The 20,044-nt window shown below is 39.1% G+C and carries 15 protein-coding genes and 2 tRNA genes; 5 read left to right on the top strand and 12 right to left on the bottom strand.

Annotated features, from left to right (window positions below; genetic code table 11):
- Positions 1-19 precede the first annotated feature (19 nt).
- From P0Y49_22450 to P0Y49_22440, 3 genes are all read right to left on the bottom strand, one after another.
- Positions 20-1,258, bottom strand: coding sequence for a DUF2264 domain-containing protein (locus P0Y49_22450; protein ID WEK19536.1), 1,239 nt, complete (start codon positions 1,256-1,258; stop codon positions 20-22).
- A gap of 19 nt (positions 1,259-1,277) precedes the next feature.
- Entirely contained in the window at positions 1,278-3,671 is a 2,394-nt protein-coding gene (locus tag P0Y49_22445) for a glycoside hydrolase family 88 protein (GenBank protein ID WEK19535.1), read from the bottom strand.
- Positions 3,672-3,807: 136 nt separating this feature from the next.
- Positions 3,808-7,848, bottom strand: a complete 4,041-nt coding sequence (locus tag P0Y49_22440) for a two-component regulator propeller domain-containing protein (protein ID WEK19534.1) — start codon at positions 7,846-7,848, stop codon at positions 3,808-3,810.
- Between the two features lie 257 nt (positions 7,849-8,105).
- On the opposite strand from P0Y49_22440, the gene P0Y49_22435 reads away from it, so the two are divergent.
- On the top strand, positions 8,106-8,474 hold the full coding sequence (locus tag P0Y49_22435; protein ID WEK19533.1) for a hypothetical protein: 369 nt from the start codon (positions 8,106-8,108) through the stop codon (positions 8,472-8,474).
- Positions 8,475-8,550: 76 nt separating this feature from the next.
- Here P0Y49_22435 and P0Y49_22430 read toward each other — a convergent pair whose 3' ends face one another.
- Complete coding sequence (locus P0Y49_22430) at positions 8,551-9,198, bottom strand: GDSL-type esterase/lipase family protein (protein ID WEK19532.1); 648 nt, start codon at positions 9,196-9,198, stop codon at positions 8,551-8,553.
- Between the two features lie 167 nt (positions 9,199-9,365).
- Here P0Y49_22430 and P0Y49_22425 point away from each other — a divergent pair, with 167 nt between their 5' ends.
- Together P0Y49_22425 and P0Y49_22420 are read left to right on the top strand one after the other, a co-directional pair.
- Positions 9,366-10,409: a helix-turn-helix transcriptional regulator gene (locus P0Y49_22425; GenBank protein ID WEK19531.1), complete on the top strand. Its 1,044-nt coding sequence runs from the start codon at positions 9,366-9,368 to the stop codon at positions 10,407-10,409.
- A 108-nt stretch (positions 10,410-10,517) separates the two neighbouring features.
- Positions 10,518-12,899, top strand: a complete 2,382-nt coding sequence (locus P0Y49_22420; protein WEK19530.1) for a TonB-dependent receptor — start codon at positions 10,518-10,520, stop codon at positions 12,897-12,899.
- Between the two features lie 52 nt (positions 12,900-12,951).
- Here P0Y49_22420 and P0Y49_22415 read toward each other — a convergent pair.
- The 4 genes from P0Y49_22415 to P0Y49_22400 form a co-directional block, all read right to left on the bottom strand.
- Positions 12,952-13,025: transfer RNA gene (locus P0Y49_22415), tRNA-Asp, on the bottom strand.
- Positions 13,026-13,102: 77 nt separating this feature from the next.
- A tRNA-Asp gene (locus P0Y49_22410) sits at positions 13,103-13,176 on the bottom strand.
- Positions 13,177-13,272: 96 nt separating this feature from the next.
- On the bottom strand, positions 13,273-14,346 hold the full coding sequence (gene prfA, locus P0Y49_22405) for a peptide chain release factor 1 (protein WEK19529.1): 1,074 nt from the start codon (positions 14,344-14,346) through the stop codon (positions 13,273-13,275).
- A gap of 108 nt (positions 14,347-14,454) precedes the next feature.
- A complete protein-coding gene (locus tag P0Y49_22400) occupies positions 14,455-15,201 on the bottom strand; it encodes a UDP-2,3-diacylglucosamine diphosphatase (protein ID WEK19528.1) in 747 nt (248 codons plus the stop codon).
- 128 nt (positions 15,202-15,329) lie between these two features.
- Here P0Y49_22400 and P0Y49_22395 point away from each other — a divergent pair, with 128 nt between their 5' ends.
- Entirely contained in the window at positions 15,330-16,340 is a 1,011-nt protein-coding gene (locus tag P0Y49_22395; GenBank protein ID WEK19527.1) for an NAD(P)/FAD-dependent oxidoreductase, read from the top strand.
- A 2-nt stretch (positions 16,341-16,342) separates the two neighbouring features.
- Positions 16,343-16,672 carry a 2Fe-2S iron-sulfur cluster-binding protein gene (locus tag P0Y49_22390; GenBank protein WEK19526.1) on the top strand — a complete coding sequence of 110 codons (330 nt, stop codon included), beginning with the start codon at positions 16,343-16,345 and terminating at the stop codon, positions 16,670-16,672.
- Between the two features lie 6 nt (positions 16,673-16,678).
- Here P0Y49_22390 and P0Y49_22385 read toward each other — a convergent pair whose 3' ends face one another.
- The 4 genes from P0Y49_22385 to P0Y49_22370 all read right to left on the bottom strand — a co-directional run bounded on the left by P0Y49_22385 (position 16,679) and on the right by P0Y49_22370 (position 19,999).
- Positions 16,679-18,385: a S41 family peptidase gene (locus P0Y49_22385; protein WEK19525.1), complete on the bottom strand. Its 1,707-nt coding sequence runs from the start codon at positions 18,383-18,385 to the stop codon at positions 16,679-16,681.
- 94 nt (positions 18,386-18,479) lie between these two features.
- Positions 18,480-18,695: a hypothetical protein gene (locus P0Y49_22380; GenBank protein WEK19524.1), complete on the bottom strand. Its 216-nt coding sequence runs from the start codon at positions 18,693-18,695 to the stop codon at positions 18,480-18,482.
- Between the two features lie 36 nt (positions 18,696-18,731).
- The gene (locus P0Y49_22375) at positions 18,732-19,418 is read right to left on the bottom strand and encodes a peptidoglycan recognition family protein (GenBank protein ID WEK19523.1); all 687 of its coding nucleotides are present in this window, start codon (positions 19,416-19,418) and stop codon (positions 18,732-18,734) included.
- A 131-nt stretch (positions 19,419-19,549) separates the two neighbouring features.
- Positions 19,550-19,999, bottom strand: a complete 450-nt coding sequence (locus P0Y49_22370) for a hypothetical protein (GenBank protein ID WEK19522.1) — start codon at positions 19,997-19,999, stop codon at positions 19,550-19,552.
- Positions 20,000-20,044: the final 45 nt, after the last annotated feature.

Here is a 20,044-nt window from a genome sequence, read left to right as displayed (position 1 = left end):
TAAAATCGTTTTTATAGCCTTATTTCAGGTCGACACTATGATCATTGGGAAAATCTTCTCCCGACCAGATTTTTTGTGCGCTCCATTTGGCTGCCGGATTTGACCAGAAGGGATCGCTGGCTGGTAAACCTAATGGCAGGAAAATATTGCTACATAGGTATGGGCTCCCCTGGTTGTTGTAGAAATCACCAAGATTGGGCTGGGCACCATAAAGACCAATAGTTAACCAACCATTTTTATAGGTTGCAGGACTTTCCAAAGTTTTTTTAATCACCGCAGTTAGGGCACATCGTACCTGTTCGGGGCTTAACTGCCCTGGCAAGGCTTTCCTCCAGGCCATATCAGCCAGATGGTGAAAGGCTCCGCCACGATAAATAATAGATCGACCAGTAGCCGGGTAAGTTCCATCGGTATTGATTAAACGTTCCTGAATTATCGCATAACGCTCATTCCGTTTCCTGATTTTATCGAACATGCTATTGTAATCTTTCGTTCTTTCGCCAATGATCCCGGCAATTGTGGCCAGGTAAGGGTGAATAACGTAACTGTTGTAATAATCGAAGGCATAAGTATTGCCGTCCTTATACATGCCATCGCCAACATACCATTGCTCCATTTGCTGTAGTGCATAATCTACACGCATTGGATCCCAGCTATACCCAAATCTGGCTAAAAAGACCTCGTTCATTGCCGAGAAGAGTAGCCAGTTTGAAAATACCGGTTTAAACTTCCGGGTGGTTGCGATAGATTTCATCATCAGTTCCTGGTTCTTTTTATCGAGATGTTCCCATAACCATGGTGCACGGATAAAAGCCAGTGCAACATATGAGGCATCAACAAGTTGCTGACCGCCAATGTCATAATTCATAAAATCCTTGGCATTCGAATCAAGCGAGTTTTTGAGTCCTTGTATAGCCCATTCCCGATATTGTTTTCTAAGCGCAACTTCGCTTGCATCGCCACCCTCAAGCTGCAACCATGGCGCTATCCCACTTAAAACCCTACCTAAAACTTCAACATACTGAACTTTAATGCGATGTTCTTTATTGTCGATGTGTACAGAAGTCACCTGCGGCATATTCAAACGCAAACTATCTTTAGCCAGATTATACAAAACGGGCTTAGCCATTTTATCTAACTGCTGCAGCCAAAACTGCCGATCCGATAATTCCTTTACTTTTTTTTGTCCTATTGACACTGTTGCAAATGACAACAGGACAAGGCAGATCAGCACCGCTTTGTGATAAAGATGTTTCATAGTATTATTTTGGTTTAGGTTATTTATCCAGGTAACGATATAATTCACAATTGGCCAGCAGAAAAGCTCCTACACCAAAATTTGCAGTCGAATTTGCATCTACAATTTGTCCGGGAATTGCCTTTTCACCTATTGGCTGTACATAGCCGACTTTCCCATTTTCCTGTAGGGCCGTATTTACCAGAAAGTTCCAGCCTTTAAGCGCGGCAGGCAAAAACGTTTTTTCTTTTAGGTAACCATTGTTAATACCCCATAGCAAGCCATATGTAAAAAAAGCGGTTCCGCTTGTTTCAGGTCCAGGTGCATGTTCAGGATCAAGGATACTCCGTGTCCAATACCCATCCTCTTGCTGACTGTTCAAAATGGCATTGGCCATGCCTGTATATTTCATCACATATTCCTTTCGATGCGGATCGTTTAAGGGTAAATCTTTCAGTACTTTGGCCAATCCAGCAAATACCCATCCATCGCCCCTGGCCCAAAAGTCCTTTTTCCCATTTGCACTTTTGTGCTTCGGGTACACGTATTTGGCATCACGGTAGTAAAGCTTCGCATCCTTATCGTACATTATGCTGTTGGCGTACGCAAAATATTCATATAATTTATCCAGGTATTGCTGATCTCCTGTTGTTTTGTAGAGTTTGGTCATAACGGGCATCACCATATATAAACCATCGGCCCACCACCAGTAATCGTTTAAAGGTGTGCTCATTTGATATCCCATAACCTCTTTAGCCCGGGCAATTTTATATTCTTCTGGCTTTAAGTGATATAAATCAATATAAGTTTGGAAGCAGATTTGCCAGTCGCCGAACAGGACATCATCATCCGTTTCTCCATATTTATATTTCCATTGGCTTTTATCAGTGGATTTCGCCCCCATCCATTGATTGTGGTTGGCCCAATCTTCAGAATATTTACGATAGCTTTCATTACCAGTTAAAGCGACCACCTCCATATTCCCTGTATGATAAGCCGCATTGTCCCAGAAAGACCGGACCTCTGGCTTGTTCTGGCTTTGCCAGTAGCCATTAGCTTTGTCAATCATCTTTAGCACTTCCGCTTTCGAGGGTAAGCCTGGCTGTGCTTCAGGTTTCCATTCGAGGACTTGCACCGGACTTGGTTCAGCATTTGCCTTACCCTCGCCATCCACCTGTGTTACGTTTTGTACATAAAGATTTAACACGGTTTTATCCTTCCAAAGTTCAGTATCATAGGTCGGCTCCCAATCGCCAAGAGATTTTGAAGTTAAATCGGTGACTTTCCATTTATCGGTATCGATATCCTGATTAACTGCGATAGATGCTTTGTTGCCTCGTTCTGCATCCCTAAACAGGATGCCTGCTCCATATCCACTTACATTGGGCCATACAATAATCTGAGGCCTGGATATGGGTATTTTTTTTGTACCTCCACCGCTTAGGCTAAATGCTGTTTTTCTGAAAGACAAACCGTTTACTTTCCACTTTTGCCCATCGTTAAAAACAAGGTGGTACTGAGGAATACCACCGGGCTGATCGTTCCAGTAGCTGACAATAAATACTCTTCCTTTTGCATCTGCATACATCGAGGTTTGATTGATCAGCTCGCTTTTTTGTGGAATCTTTACTGCATACTCTGCATTTGAAGCTGTAATGGGCAGCTGATAACGTTCTCCTGTTGATTTTTGCCAGGTCATCCCGCCATCAGATGATTTAGCATAGCAGATATCGTGATTACTGGCAACATCCGGACTTTCCCGCCAAACCCAGGATAAATGCAATGTTCCGGCCCCATCAACTGCCATCTGCCAATAGGCGTTGCGTTTCCCTTCGCCGTTAATCATTCCATCCTGTACACGGTGCCAAGTCTGGCTGCGCACATCATAACGGTTAATCATCAAATTTCCATTTCCCGATCCACCGTCACGGTAGAAAAAAAGTAAATCTCCATTCACCAGCTTATAGAACTCCGGGTAACTTACCTTGCTTTCTTTATCTGAAACCATGTGAAGTTTGTCGCCTAGCTTTAAGGAACCTGCGCTAACAGCCCGAGCATAATTCAGAGAGTTGTCGTGCTGTCCCCAGGTAACATGAAGGATTCCGGCTCCATCAACTGTAATGCTGATTGATTTGTGGGCATCGGCAGCATCACCTTTATAAGCTGTTTTTTCGACAATCCAGGTAGAACTACCTGTTTTTCGCTTTGCAAGCATCAGGTTTTGATCTGAATCGTAATAAGCGGCATATTGGTACCCATCCGAAGTAATTAATGAATTCTTTCTAAAGATAACGGCATTAATGGAGTTGTTTGCCCATCCATTGGATGCAATGGTAATGATTTTAGTTTGCTGTCCCAGGCATAGCTGACCAGAGAAAAGTACTGCAAATACAAACAGAAATGGCTTTGTGAAAAACCGGAGCGTTTTATTCATTGTGTTTTGTGAGTGTAAACTCATAATGATTTCAATATTTGGTTAACCGAAGTACAGAATTTATACATGCTTTTACAGGGGGGTAAATCATACTTTACAGGGGGTGATTTAAGAAAACACTTAAAATGTTGTCAAATCAGTTTTCTAAAACTCTCGAGTTGATGTTATAATATTTATGAAATGTTTTACGGTGTTTCTTTACAAACTCAGAAGGGGTTAGCTTGAAAAGCTTTTGAAACTGTTCTCTGAAATATTTAATGTCATTTATGCCGACCCTGCAAGCTGCCTCGTTAATATTCAGATTGGTGTTGATTAGCAGTTCTGCGGCTTTACGCAAGCGGATAAAACGGACAAAGCCATTAACCGACTGCCCGGAAGTAGATTTTATTCTCTTATATAGGTTAGAATGGCTCATACCAAGGTCTGAAGCTAAGGTTTTAACGCTAAACTGATCTTCAGTCAAATTATCTTCAATAATGGTCACACATTTTTGCAGGAAACCTTTGTCTTCCTGCGAAACCTTATCTGTATCAGACTTGAGTGTAATTTCATTATAGAAGTACGATTGAAGGTTGGCGCGGTTTTTAATGATTCCATTAATCTTAGCGGTAAACAGTTCCTTATCAAATGGCTTGGTTACAAAATCGTAAGCTCCTGCCTCTGTGCCCTTCAGTTTAACCTCCGGACTTGGATCAGCTGTTAATAAAATAACTGGAATATGGTTTAGCGCCGGGTCTTCCTTAACCTGTCGACAAAGTTCAATACCGTTAAGCCCCTCCATATTTATATCTGAGATTACGATATCTGGCAGAAATGCGATGCACTTCCTTAAACCATCAAGGCCGTCGGTTGCTTTATAGATCTTAAACCTATCCTGAAAAATCTGCCTGATGTAATCTATAATTTCTGTATTGTCATCTATCACCAGAATCGTATGCAGATCAGATATCAGTAATTCCAGATTGCCTACATGATCATTTTTTTCATCTTCCTGCTCTTCATCAGGCATCAATTCGTTCACATAGATCAATTCTTTATCGGAAACATTGTTTTCCATTAGCCCATCAGCAACACCAACCGGCATTTCGATCAAAAAGGTGGTACCCGCAGGTTCGTTGGATAAAAAACTGATCTTACCATGATGGAGTTCTACAAAATTTTTAACCAGGTAAAGACCTATTCCAAAGCCCATTTTAAGCGATTCATTACCGGACACTTTGTAGAACTTATCAAAGAGTTTTTCGCCAACTCCTTCGGGTATGCCTGGCCCGCTGTCACTCACCTCAATTTTTACCTGCTCGCCAAGTTTCGAAATTTTAAACTTAACAAAGCCACCCTTGGAGGTAAATTTTAATGCATTCGACAGCAAATTGAAAAAGGTAATTTCCAGCTTATCACGATCGCCATATATATTGAGTTCTTCATCCTCACATTCGAACTGGTAAGCTATATTGTTTTGTTTGGCCAGATAACTGAAGCAAAGGAAAATTTCATGAGCAAACTTGAATAAATTAATTTTGACTACATTCAAAACATCGTTTTCACTCTCTGTCTTTCTGAACAAGAGCAGTTGATCGACCAAACTCAATAAACGCCTTGAATTGCGGTAAACTACATTTAAATCATTTTTTTCCTGACCTTGCTCCTTGATGTTTAAAATGTCCTTGATTGGATTTACGATCAATGTTAAAGGTGTTCTCAGCTCATGTGAAATATTGGTAAAAAAATTAAGCTTCCTTTCGTTCAAATCCTTCTCGCGTTCCATTTTCAGGTTTGCAATTTCCACTTCATGCTTTAAATTTCTTTGCTTGCTTCTATAGGCTTGGAAAATGTAATAAACAGCTGAAAAGAATAAGGCATAAATGCAATAAGCCCACCAGCTACGGTACCAGGGCGGCAAGATCCTAATGGCTATAATTTTTTCATTATTACTCCAGGCACCTTCGGTATCTGTACTTTTAATGTGGAGTTTATAGTTGCCTTCGTTTAATCTCGAATAGTAAATCGTATTTAGCTTATTCACATAGTTCCAATCTCTGTCCCAGCCCTCCAGATAATAAGCATAAGAGATCTGGTCTTGAAAAGAAAATTCTATAGCTGCATAATTAACTGATATCACGGCCGCATTATGGGGTATAGCTATTTTGTTCAGGTTTACAACAGATACATTGCGATAATGGGAATCCTGATCAAGGGGAATATTGTTTATCCTGAAGTCTGTCAATACAATTTTTGGGATGCGTTTATTTTCTTTTATACTATCTGGGTGAAAGAAATTAAAGCCATCAATTCCTCCAAAAAGGAATGTCCCATCGCTGAGTTTAAGCGAAGCATTGTAATTAAACTGATTACTAGATAAGCCATCCGACGTATAGTAGTTTTTAAATTTGTCTTCGCAAATGTTAAACTTTGACAGACCATTATAGGTACTGCACCATAAGTTATCTTTCCTATCTCTCAGTATGTTTAGCACGGAGTTACTGGGTAATCCATCTTTTTGAAGATACCTCTTAGTTTTGCCTGTTACAGGATTATATTGAATCAGGCCGCCCCCCTCTGTTCCAATCCACAGGTTTTGCTTAGCATCTTCGACAATGGCTCGCACGGCAAAATTTACCTTGATGAACTGATGTTTTTTATTCAAAACATCTATCCGGATCAAGTCGGTATAATTGCCGCCCCAGAGCTGCCCCTTAGAATCCTGAAATAAGGTGTGTATATCCTGCAGACTAGCATCAAAAAGCTCAAATTTATCTTTCTGTTTATTGTACTTATATAAGGCCCCGCCTCTTGTGGTACCTGCCCAGATGTTCTTATTGCGATCCTGATAAAGTTTCCAAAGGTTTACTTCCTCAGCCCCTTTCATTTCATTATAACAACTGTAATGTACAAATCCACCATTCTGTTTATCAAAACGATCAATACCACCACTAAAGCTGGCTACCCAAATATTATTATCGGCATCATTCAGGATACTGGTTACAAAATTGCTTTTAAGTGAGCCTGGATTATTGGTTTTTACATAGTTTATGAAGGTATTCTTTTTACGGTTCCACACGCTCAAACCTCCACCATCCGTTCCAATCCAAACGTTCTTATGCTCATCCTCTCCAAATGAAAGCACAAAATTGTTAACCAGCGAATTACTTTTCAAAGGATCTTTCTTAATGCTTTGAAACTGCGTACTCTGCTGATCAATGATATTAATCCCGCCTCTTAATGTGGCGATCCATTTTCTCGATTCCTTGTCTTCATAAACCTGGGCTGCAGAATTACTACTTAAAAAGCCCTTTTCTTTACCTACCGGCAAACGATCTGCATATTTGGATTTTGTATCATAAACCACAACACCACCACCATCAGTAGATATCCAAAGCTTCTGCTGTTTATCTAACATTAGATTCATGATATTATCATGCTCCGGATAACCTTCGCTCTGACTGAGGCTATTTGTAGTTTTATCGTATTGCAAAAGTCCTTTTTCGGTACCAATCCATAACAATTTTCCATGATCGTTTAATAGATAAGTTATATTCTTCAGGTCAGTCCTTATCCACTTTATTTTTTTGCTTGTAGTATCAAATAAACAAAGACCGTGGTCTTTTACAAAAAGCCATAGTTTACCATTATCATCGGTACAAATGGCTTTCACGCCAGGTATCTTGTTTTTCACCAACGAGATCCTTTCCGCATTGACTTGTCCCTTATTGAGCACGAACAGGCCGTCATCAGTAGCTACAAAGACATCTGAACTTGAATTGATCGCGATGGCATTAACTGCAGCAAATAGTGTGTGCTTCTTACCATTTTCAAGGTAAATCAACTTGTGAAATCTGGAGTCGGCATAACTGTAATATGAGATGCCTTTTTGGGTACCAACCCAGATCCTGTTTAGATCGTCTCCGTTTAAAACCGTAATATGATTATTAATCAGAGAATTGTCGCCTGCCCAGTTATTTCTAAACACTTTAAAATTATAGCCGTCATAACGATTCAGTCCATCATAAGTCCCCATCCAGACGAAACCAAAATGATCAATGTATAAAGAGTTGACGACATTATTGGACAGGCCATCTTCTATGCCCAGATATTTTATCGCTGGTGGCGTTGTTTGAGACAAGCACGTGCTTATACTAAATGCTAAAAAAATCACCAGACAGGTGAAAACCTTGCTCATTTTAAACATGTGGAAGATCAAGAATAGTTTTGGTATTGGTTTAATAGTTGGTTAACGAATATACATCATTTGACGAATAATCGTCATTAAGACAATAATTTCTTGATACTATTTTTGGAAGGGTCCAGTTAACAGAAATATGAAGTCATCAAGAAAACGAATACTGAAATGAGCAGAATTAAGGTTAACAGACACTGTTAAATATTGATTATAATATGTAAATTTAATACTTATCAACCATCTAAAAATCAATTATTATGAAAACAAATTTCAAAATTCTATCGTTATTGGTAATTTTAACAGCCTCTGCTTTTATGTTTGGCTTTAAACCAGATGTACACACTAAATTAAAGACAGAAGTTTCCAAAACACTGGTGGATGAAAGTATTACGGTTTATAGCAGTGCTATTACCGGGGCAAATGATGTACAAATACGTTTTTATCGCACAGGTCCAGAGGCCGGACAGGGTGAAGTAACGATTACCTATTCTGTTAGATTTAACGACGGTAATCCACAAACTTTTACTAAAGTGATGGCTAATGGAGAAACAGAGAGCATTGACCACGTGCAGGGGCCAAACCCAACTGGATGGGCTGAAGTAACTGATTATAGCTGGACGTATTAAAAATCCTGACCACCTTTTTAAGGACGTCACGTCTGTTCACATAGAACCCTTTCTTATCCTGGACAAGGCAATTCAGCTATTTCAGGTAGGGTTCTATGATTTTTGCCCAAATGACATAACCCTTTGCATTCATATGTAAGTTATCTCCTAAGAAGATATCGGGCATTATTTTACCATCTGCATTAAACATTGCATCATAGGTATTGATATAATTGGTAAATTTCATTTTTGAAACCAATGCAGAAATCATCTTATTTGCATCTATTATTAATGGCAGGTACTTTTCTCTGGACGGACTTGGCTTAATTGATATAAAAGTAATTTGAACTTTTGGATACCTCTCCCTTATTAAATTAAAGAGCTGCTGAACACGCTCTACGACTACTTGTGCGGAAGCGCCGCCTGCAAAATCATTCTCACCACAGTAAATTACAACCTGTTTTGGTTGGTAGGGATAAACAATATCTTTAATATAATAAATTAAATTAGGCAGAGACGAGCCACCAAAACCCCTGTTGATAATGGTGTGTCCCGGAAAATAATTTTGCACATCTGTCCATTTCGTAAAAGTTGAACTACCTATAAAAAGCACTGCATTTTTGGGAGGGAATTTGATGCTGTCCTGCCTTTTAAAATTCTGTATATCTTTATAAAAGGGGGCTTCTTGTGCTTTTAATGCAACAAAAGCAGTTAAAAAAAGTAAAATTAGCGATAGCTTTTTCATTTGTTTATTGAATTTATCTTCAGTTACACTGATTTAGGCAGGGTAAATTACTCATTTCTAACAATTCCTTGGCTGTCTCCGTAGAGAAATTAAATTCATCATGAAGGATTAGTTTACAATGGATACTTACATTTGTTTCCGTAGTTTTAATCTGTAAATAATAGAAGATGAACATCGAGCAGGAGCTACTATTCTTTTTTAGCGCATTAGGGACATTTAACGGGCTGCTTTTAGGCTGCTATATCCTATTCAGGAAAAAGCAAAATACAATTGCTCAATTATCGCTGGGTTGGCTTTTACTGATGTTGTCGGTAAGAATCGGAAAATCTGTGTTCCTGTATTTTTTCAAAGGCACCGTACCTTTCATAGTTTTGCAGATTGGTCTTTCGGCCTGCTTATTTATCGGTCCGTTTTTATACTATTATATACGCTCCTCACTACATTCTGTTACTTCCATTCCTATAAAATGGAAATATACCATATTAATAATGGCGGCAATTCTACTCATTGGAGGCAGCCTGTTCTCATACCAGGCTTATCCGGTGTTGTGGAACAAATATTTTATAAAAACTATTTACGCTGTCTGGTTTATTTATGTAGCGCTTGCCGTTTATACCTATTACAAATATGTTCTCAACAAAAATAACCCACCACTCAAGAACGGATTATTGAAAGGCGTGTTAATCGGTAACTGTGCCATATTGCTAGCTTATTTATTTTTTCTGTTCAACCTCATCAAAGGCACTTATGTATCGGGAAGTATTCTATTTTCTTTCCTCCTCTACTTGAATATCTATCTGATTTTTGCAAGAAAAGCAGATATTAATGAACAACCAGGGGAGATAAAGAAATACCAGAATAAAAAAATAACTGACAAAAATGCAAGCCAGTTGGAGGAAAAACTGAAGAACCTGATAAGTGAAAACGAATTGTATAAAAACCCTGATTTAAAAATAAGCGATGTGGCCTCCCAAATGAAAATAAGCAGTCACCATCTTTCTCAGCTTTTAAACGATAATATCGGTAAAAGCTTTGCCACTTATATCAACGAATATCGCATCAAGGAGGCTTGTAAAAAAATGATTCGAGAACCGCATATTAAGGTAGAGGAAGTAGGTTATGAAGTGGGCTTCAATTCCAAATCGGCCTTTTTTACAAGTTTTAAAAGGATAATGAACACTACACCTACTTTATACCGCGGCACTTTATAGCGTACCCATTAGTATGGTTTTATAAATCCGTACTTCTGAATTTGAAACTCAGAACCTGCTTTTGCCTTCCTCTGAATAGTTTTGGATTTTCAACTAAATCCATCATTAATGTTTCACAAAATCTCATTTCTATTTTCTTTAACATTTTTATTTTTTTCTGCTTTTGGCCAATCAGTACTTACTGGTTCGGTGAAAAGTAAAATCGATAATTCACCAATTTCCGGAGCTCCTGTGACAATTTTAAACCTGAGAGACAGCAGCATCCTGGCGCAAGTCGTTACAGGTAATAATGGCGAATTCCGGGTTTCTGCCCCGTCCGGATTTCTTATAAAAATATCTCATATAAATTATGTTGACAGGCTATTTATCCATCGACTTGTTGATACTGCCCGAAATCCCTCTCTGGAAATCACATTAGATGATGCTGCCGGAAATCTCGCGGAAGTGTTGATACACTCCGAAGTAAAACTGGTAGGTATCAAAAACGGAAACTCCGTTTTCCAGGTAGCCAATAACCGCGAGTTTAAAACTGCTGCAAATCTTTTGGATGTTTTCAGAAATATACCGGGCATTCGCGTGGATGGGGACGGCACTCTGCAAATAGGCAGCAATGTGACGCCAACTGTTTTTATAGATGGCAAACCTATGTTATTAAACAACCAGGAACTACTGAACTATCTTAAATCATTAACTCCTGATAAAGTGGCGTCTCTTGAGGTGATAACTAACCCTTCTGCAAGATACGATGGCGAATACAAAGGTATTATTGATATAAAACTCAAAAGAGACCAAACGATGGGTTTTACCGGGAGCTATAATGCTTTGCTCGAACAAAATCGTTTTACAAATATGGAAAACAACCTCTCGTTAGCTTACCAGAGCAAAAGGTTTACCTATTATTCGCAGTTGGGTTACGCATCAGGCACAGCCATTTATCGATATACCGCCTACCAGCATTTGGCAAACACTGATATTTTGAGTACAGAACTACAGCAGGATAATAAGCAGAATAACTATAACCTACAGGCCGGAGTTGATTTTGTTCCAAATCAAAAAAATAAAATTGGTCTTCAGGTACGCAATTATCATATTGTAAATGACAGAGCCAGGGTCGGCCACCTTTTATCCACCGATAAAACGGGACAACAGTCTCGGTTTGACAGAACAAGCAACAATCCTATACAATATGGACAGAATAATTATGGCGCTATTTTTAATTATTCTCTTCAGCTAAAGCCATTAAAGGTGGAGGTACTGGGGAATTATCTATCGGTTGAAAATAAACAGAAAGATGATTTTATAAACAAAGAACGGGCAAATGATAGTTTAATTCAATATTGGAAATCAGATTTGCTGAATAAAATAACTGTGTACACCACGCAAATTGATCTTTCGAAAAAAATAAAAAATATTAGCTTGGAAGGTGGTGTCAAATTCAGTTCATCACATACAAATAATAACATCCGCTACGACTCACTCAACAGCAATAAAGAGTTTGTGTTGGATCCGGAAAGGAGTAATATCTTTTTATATAAAGAGAAAATTAAAGCCATGTATATATCATTTGCCGGAAAGATTAATGAATGGCAATTCACCGCCGGCATAAGAGCCGAACAAACTGATGCAGTATCCAATTCTGTTACCATTGATTCTTTGGTAAGAAGAAATTACACCAACTGGCTCCCCTCTTTTTCGGCCACATATGCCATCAATGAGAATCAGGAGCTGACAGCTTCCTACACCAGCCGTATTGCCAGACCCAACTTCAGCCAGCTAAATCCTTTTCGTTTTTATAATAGTGGGCTGAATTATTGGATAGGCAATCCTTACCTCCTTCCGGCCGTTACCAACCAGGTAAAAATTCTATATCGCAACAAAAAGTTTCTGTTAGAATTGAATGCGGGGAGGGAAAAAGATGTATTGGCAAGATATCCGATGTATGATTCGACAACCAATGAACTGGCATATCTTGGTCAAAACCTACCACAGCGCAGATTTGCCAACCTATCTTTGAGTTTTCCGGTTACCATCACAAAATGGTGGCAAACTAGTTACCAGCTTATGGGCTTCTATAATAAGGAACAAACTCCTTACCTGGATAATGTGTATGACCTAAGCGTATACAATTACAATATAAGATTGAACCAAACATTTACGCTTCCTCAAAAAATTATGGCAAGCTTACTTGCTAACTATGAATCGAAAACTGGTAATAGCCTGTATATTATTAAATCAAGGTACAATGTCAGCCTCGACATTCAGCGAAGCTGGCTGCAGGGTAAATTAAACACAAAACTATCGTTCAATGATATTTTTAACGGATATAACCAATACCTTATTTTCAGGCATAAAGAAATTATCAACAACCAACTTTCACACTGGTGGGGAGCACAAAGGGTGCAACTGAATCTTACATATAATTTCGGCAAATCAACATCAGGCATTAAAAAAACAAATGTTTCGGAGGAAGAAAATAGGGCAACAAGATAATCGGAAAGTTTATCGAATAAAAAAGGGGATGATTTTTCAATCATCCCCTTAGCGGACCGGACGGGACTCGAACCCGCGACCTCCGCCGTGACAGGGCGGCATTCTAACCAGCTGAACTACCGGTCCGTTTTCCCTTTCGGGTAGCCTTTTATAGTAGGGCTTCTACTTTAATAAAAGAAAAAGCACTCATCTGAGTGCTTTTGCGGACCGGACGGGACTCGAACCCGCGACCTCCGCCGTGACAGGGCGGCATTCTAACCAGCTGAACTACCGGTCCGTTTTCCCTCTTCGTATTCTTACGTCCGTTTCGGGATTGCAAATATAGAGCGTTTATTTATATTTACAAACTATTTTTTAAAAATACTATAACTACCTATATTACAGAACCTTCTTTTAGCTTCTCAGCATTTTCCGCAAACTGTAAGGCATCAATCAGCTCCTGAACACCTCCATCCATGATGTTATTTAGGTTGTAAAGCGTCAATCCGATGCGGTGATCTGTTACCCTACCCTGTGGATAATTGTAAGTACGGATCTTTGCCGAACGGTCTCCGGTCGACACCATAGTCTTACGTCTTGCTGCGATATCACCGTTTTTCTTCTGCAATTCGATGTCGTAAAGTTTACTACGCAACATCTCCATTGCAATAATTCTATTACCTAGCTGTGAACGTTCCTGCTGACAAACAACCACAATACCAGAAGGTCTGTGCGTCAATTGTACTTTAGTCTCCACCTTGTTTACATTCTGTCCACCTGCACCTCCTGAGCGTGAGGTTTGCAAATCAATATCGGCAGGATTGATGTAAAGATCGATTTCTTCGGCTTCAGGCAAAACTGCTACTGATGCGGCCGAAGTATGAACACGACCTTGAGTTTCTGTATCCGGTACACGTTGTACACGGTGAACACCTGATTCATATTTCAATTGGCCGTAAACATCCTCACCACTAACTTTTAAAATCACCTCTTTGTAACCACCGGCAGTTCCTTCTGTCACATCAACAGTTTCCACTTTCCAGCCCTTTTGCTCAAAGAAACGAGTATACATTCTGTATAAATCACCTGCAAATAGCGCAGCTTCATCTCCTCCGGTACCACCTCTGATCTCAAACACGGCATTTTTAGCGTCTTCCGGATCTACCGGGATCAACATCAAACGAACTTTCTCTTCCAGTTCTTCTTGCTGAACGAGTAAAAGATCAAGTTCCTCTTTTGCCATTTCACGCATCTCCGCATCTTTCTCGGTACTTAAAATCTCTTTATTCGCTTCAATGTTACTAATTACATTTTTGTAGATTTTATATGCATCTACAATCTTGCCTAAGTCTTTATATTCTTTATTTAAAGCCGCAAAACGCTTCATATCCTGCACAGTGTCAGGATTACTCAACTGCTCCTCAACATCTTCCCAACGCAGTTTAATTGCTTCTAATTTTTCTAACATATCTTTTTTCAGAAACTACAACAGTTTTTATTCGGGCAGCAAAAATACGGCTTTTTTACTTAACAGTACTAAAAAATTGCAGCTGCTAAATTGCAAAATCGCATAATGCTATATTTTTTCAAAGTACTTAAGGCTTAAATCCTTGCCATCAAATACTGCATAAGAATTGAAATTGATCCATTCCCCAAGATTTACATACTTACTTTTATCATTCAAGTTAATACTTAACGGAAGGTGCCTATGTCCAAAAACAAAATAATCAAAGTGCTCCTTCAATAACATTTCTTTAGCATATATAGCCAGCCATTCATGTTCTACACCATTAAAAACTTCTTCTTTGCTATTGGCAAGCCTGCTGTTGCCCGACCACCAATTTGCGATCCCCAAGCCAATTCTCGGAGGTATGAGGGCAAACAACCATTGACAAACTGGATTTCTAAATATCTTCCTTAGGAATTTATATTTCCTGTCACCAGGTCCCAAACCGTCACCATGATGTAAAAAGAAGCGCTTTCCTTCTCTTTCGATGATCAATTCATCACTTACGATCTCTATCCCCATTTCTTCACTGAAATAGGTATTAACCCACATATCATGGTTGCCTTTAAAAAAATACACCTTAATTCCCGCATCGGTCATAGCAGCCAATTTACCCTGTAATCTCACAAATCCTTTGGGTATAACCATACGATATTCAAACCAAAAGTCGAATATATCACCCATTAAAAATAACTCGCTACATGTTGGCGTTATGGAACTTAACCACCTTAAAATGCGATCTTCGCGCTTCCTACTCTCCGCATGATCAGGAGCTCCAAGATGGAAGTCTGAAGCAAAATATATGTTCTTTTTCATCAATGTAAAACAAAGATAAATAAAATATCCGCTCTGCTCCTTTTACATATCCTACCGATTATCTAGATTATTTACAAATAACATCATTATTAAAACAAAAGTTCGTAAATTCGCACAAAATTTAAACTATGATTTCTACTGATATAGCCATCATTGGCGCCGGACCTGTAGGTTTATTTGCGATTTTTGAAGCAGGTTTACTAAAAATGCGTTGTCATTTAATAGACTATCTGCCACAAGTTGGCGGACAGCTTTCCGAAATATATCCTAAAAAACCTATATATGATATTCCCGGCTATCCTACTGTATTGGCTCAGGAATTAATCGACAACCTGATGGAACAGGCTAAACCTTTCCACCCGGGCTTTACCCTTGGTGAGCGTATCGAAGGTTTAGAGAAACGTGGTGAAGGCGATTTTGTCCTAACCACCAACATGGGTACCATCATAGAATCTAAAGTAGTAGTTATTGCGGGTGGTTTAGGCTGTTTTGAGCCTCGTAAACCAGCTGTATCTGGATTAGAGCAGTTTGAAAACGGAAGAGGTGTAAATTACATGATCCTGGATCCTGAAAAATACCGCGGACAAAAAATGGTGATTGCAGGTGGGGGCGACTCAGCCTTAGACTGGACCATCTTTTTAGCGGATATTGTTGATGAATTGACATTGGTTCACCGCAGCGAAAGCTTCCGTGGAGCTCCGGATTCGGTAAACAAGGTAATGGAACTGGCAGAAAGTGGAAAAATCAACCTTGTATTAAACAGCAACCTGAATTCTGTAAGCGGAAACGGAAAATTAGAAAGTGTTGAACTGATCCATAATAAGAGTTTAGAAACTACAACTGTTCAGGCAGACCATCTGATTCCATTGTTTGGTTTAAGTCCCAAATTAGGTCCAATAGAGCAATGGAATCTAAACATTAGTAAAAGCGCTATTGAAGTAAACACCGACGATTATTCGACCAATATCCCTGGTATTTATGCAATTGGCGACATCAACACTTACACCAATAAGCTTAAACTTATTCTATGCGGTTTCCACGAAGCTGCTTTAATGAGCCATAGTGCATACCAATATATGAACCCTGGAGTTAAATACACCATGAAATACACCACTGTAAACGGCGTATCAGAATTTTAAGCATGGAAGAGAATAACATTACCCTACACGTACAAAACCCGGATGGTAGCTTAACTACCCTGGAAGCCCCAGTAGATATGGGCTTAAGTTTAATGGAATACCTAAAAGCTTGTGAATACGACATCCTGGCTACCTGCGGAGGTATGGCACTTTGTGCTACCTGCTGTGTGGATGTTTTGGAAGGCGAAGACAAGTTGAATGAAATGAGTGACGACGAGTATGCAATGCTTGACACACTCCCTGATGTATTACCAAATTCAAGATTAGCCTGCCAATTGCAATTAAACCCCGCTATGGACGGCCTGGTAGTAAAACTACACCACGCAGAATAAAAATATTTAGTGATTAGTATCTTCTACAGCGGCAGCTATTGTTTTTACAGGGCTGCCGATTGTTTTATACTCCCCTTCGCCTTTTAATATCGCTAGCATCTTATCATTGTCATTTAAAAGGTTTTTTGCTGCATTGAGTTCCTTATCATATTGAAATGCCTGCGTTATCTTGCCCTTTTCGTAATAATAACGACTAACAATTTGCGTTTCAAGCACCCGTTTTATTTCAGACTTATAGGTCATAAGATCATTTTTTTTGGCCCCCAACATCTTGCCTTTCAAATCATCAAGATCAGTTTTTACGGCATTTAACTTATTCTCCTTCTCGGCCTCTGTTCTCAAATCAGCGAGTAATCTCTCCGTCCGCGAAACATAAGAGTAATCCTTACCTGCCAATGAGCTTACAAACTGTGTATAATCATTATCTGTCAACTGAAAAGAGGCTGCAGGGGCAATAGCCTTATTATTTTTTTTATAGTTATTGGCGAAATCGAAAAACAAGTATTTATTGATCAACGAAATCGTAATGGGATTGAACTTAGGAGTATTGATTACCACATCAGGATAAATGCCATTTCCATCGTATACATTCCGCCCTGTTTTTGTATTGAACTTATGCATCATTGAATCGGCAATCTTCACCGTTTTCCCATTGGCATCCTTATGCGCATAATCAAGCGCTTGTATACACCTGCCAGACGGCGTGAAGTACTTTGCAACGGTAACCTTCACAAGACTATTATAGGGCAAATTAAAGGTCTGTTGCACCAACCCCTTACCATAGCTCCGTTGACCAATAATTATCGCTCTGTCGAGATCCTGTAATGCGCCCGCAACAATTTCTGATGCAGAGGCTGATGATCCGCCAATCAGTACAACTAATGGAATTTGAGGAAATAGTGGCTGGCTAACCGTTTTATAACTAATTGTCTTCTGAGGATTTCTTCCTTTTTGGGTAACGATCAAGACATCTTTATCAACGAAAATATTTACAATTTTTACGGCTTCCTGTAATATTCCACCTCCATTATAACGCAAATCCAGGATCATTCCTCTAGGTTGCTGTTTCCCTAAAGTGGTGGCTGCATCTTTTACCTCTTGTGCAGAATTTTCAAGAAACTTGTCCAGGCGGATATAAGCGATATTATCGGCAGTCATGCCAGAGTAAGATACATTGGGTTGTTTAATCTCATCACGGACCAAGGTCTTGGTTAGCAATGCCCCATCTCTGATCAGCAGTAGTTCCAAAGATGAACCTTTAGGTCCACGTAACAATTGGCTCACCTGACCACGATCTTTACCCTTCACCTCATTACCATTGATTTTCACAAGCTGATCTCCAGGCTTTATCCCTTGTTTATCCGCAGGATAGCCCTCATTCACCTCATTTACAAATAGCTTACCTTCAATAAAAATGGTACTTGCTCCTATGCCTCCGTATTGTGTGCTTACATATTTCAGTTTATAATCTTCAACTTCAGATTCGGGTACATATTCCGTGTAAGGATCCAAATTATCCAGCATGGCATCAATACTGGTTCGCATTAAGCCTGCCGGATTGGTCTCCTCAACATAATTGATATTAATCTCTTTATACAGTGATGCAAAAATATCCAGGTTCTTAGATACCTGAAAAAGGTCTTCTTTAAAAGACCAGGTTAAGGAAGCAAAAGAAATAAGAATAGTGGCCGCAGCAATTTTATATATTTTCATCAGTATAACTTTGTTTTTAACGGCGATGAAGCTATCATATCACATGATGTTAAATTTACAAAAAAGCCTTGTATTTTAATAACCCTTAATCGAATTAAAGTCTGTTGCCGTTAGGGTCTGCCAGCGCTTTTTGAATGGTAAACTCAATATAATTCCTGTCTCTTTTTACCAGATCCATCAATTTCGCCACCAGTTGATCTTCCTGTCCCGGAACAAAGGAAAGATCTACCTGAGCCAGGTCACGGTATTTTCTTAGAAATTTAATTTTAACCTTTTGCCAGGTTTCAGGAGTAAGTGTAAAATTTGCCATAATGCAAAAATATAAATAATTGTAATACCACAACCCTTATTTATGATCGGGCGCGCCTTTTATATTCAAATCTTTGATCTGTTCTCTAATCCTTTTCATAAAGTCAACTCCGGGATCTGTTTTTTCGGTATTGTATGCAGGATCAGACTCCTTCCATAACGCTGTTCCCTTAAATCGTGTATACTCATAATGACCTATAACATACTCAATTGGATATTTACGTTTCAGGTATCTGATCAACTCTTCATTGGCAACAAGCTGCGCTGGCGTCAAGGGATTTTTGTCACTTCCAATATTCTCTACCCCAATCGCACAATAATTGAGTCCAATCACATGTCGTGCAAAAATGGTATCCGGCAACAACCTAAAGATTGTTCCATCACTATCAATTAGAAATTGCGAAGATACATTGAGTGCGCTTGCCTTGGCGATCTCTTTACGAGCTCCAGGCAATCTTGATTTGTTAAAGGCATCAAATGTTTGCTCTATAGTAGGAATATCCGTCCAGTGTAACACTACCATGACCGGCTTAATAGTCGGCTGATCTTGCTTCAAGCCATGGCGCTTTTCCAGATATTCAAGAGAAAGCCGTTTTCTTTCGGCATCAAATATAATTGGCTTATCAAAGATTCTAAAAGTAGCCTGCGCCCTTGATTTAAGGGACGCAGTGCTACATAGTAAAATTAAAATTATTAGCCTTGTAGCATATCTTTTTATCATCATCTATTTTAAAATAATCACTACTATACCCTCAATTGGGTATTTAAAAGAATATCATGTAAAATAGAAAAAAGATCCTGATTGCCCAAGATCTTTTCAAAAGTTGACTGGAAAAGTTTATGGAAACATCGCCTCTATTGCACTTTTAAATTCAATGTTGCTTTTTTGTTTAAGGTATTTTTATTGACCACCTCAACCTCCATAACAATTGCAGTTCCAACTGCCAGTCCTGTTGGTACCGGATATGGTAATAGCAAAGAATCTGTTCGGCTAACCTGTGAGTAAGCTTTTTGGTAAGCAGTGGTAGAAACAATTTGCTGTGGCGTTGAACCAACTGTAGCTCTCAAATTAATCTTATCAATTGGATCATCAGACCAATACCTTAAATCCAGTGTTACTGTACTTCCCGCTCCAACATTGGTTGTTTGAGGAGGCTTAACTGTAAAACTTGCAATAACCGGAACTTTACCAATGATTGTGATATTCTCCTGCAACCATTGATCTGGGGCATTCTTTTTACAGGCAGAGAGTATCAGCCCGAACGCGAAAAGCCCAACTATGTATGTCGTTATGTTCTTTTTCATCAGTATATATTTATTTTTAATTGTTATGAAGCTATCATGAGTTTT

Origin of the sequence: Candidatus Pedobacter colombiensis, from assembly GCA_029202485.1 — a bacterium.
In the GTDB taxonomy this organism is placed as follows: domain Bacteria; phylum Bacteroidota; class Bacteroidia; order Sphingobacteriales; family Sphingobacteriaceae; genus Pedobacter; species Pedobacter colombiensis.
The sequence above is the reverse complement of the archived record's forward strand: the minus strand, read 5'-3'. Positions and strand labels throughout refer to the sequence as shown.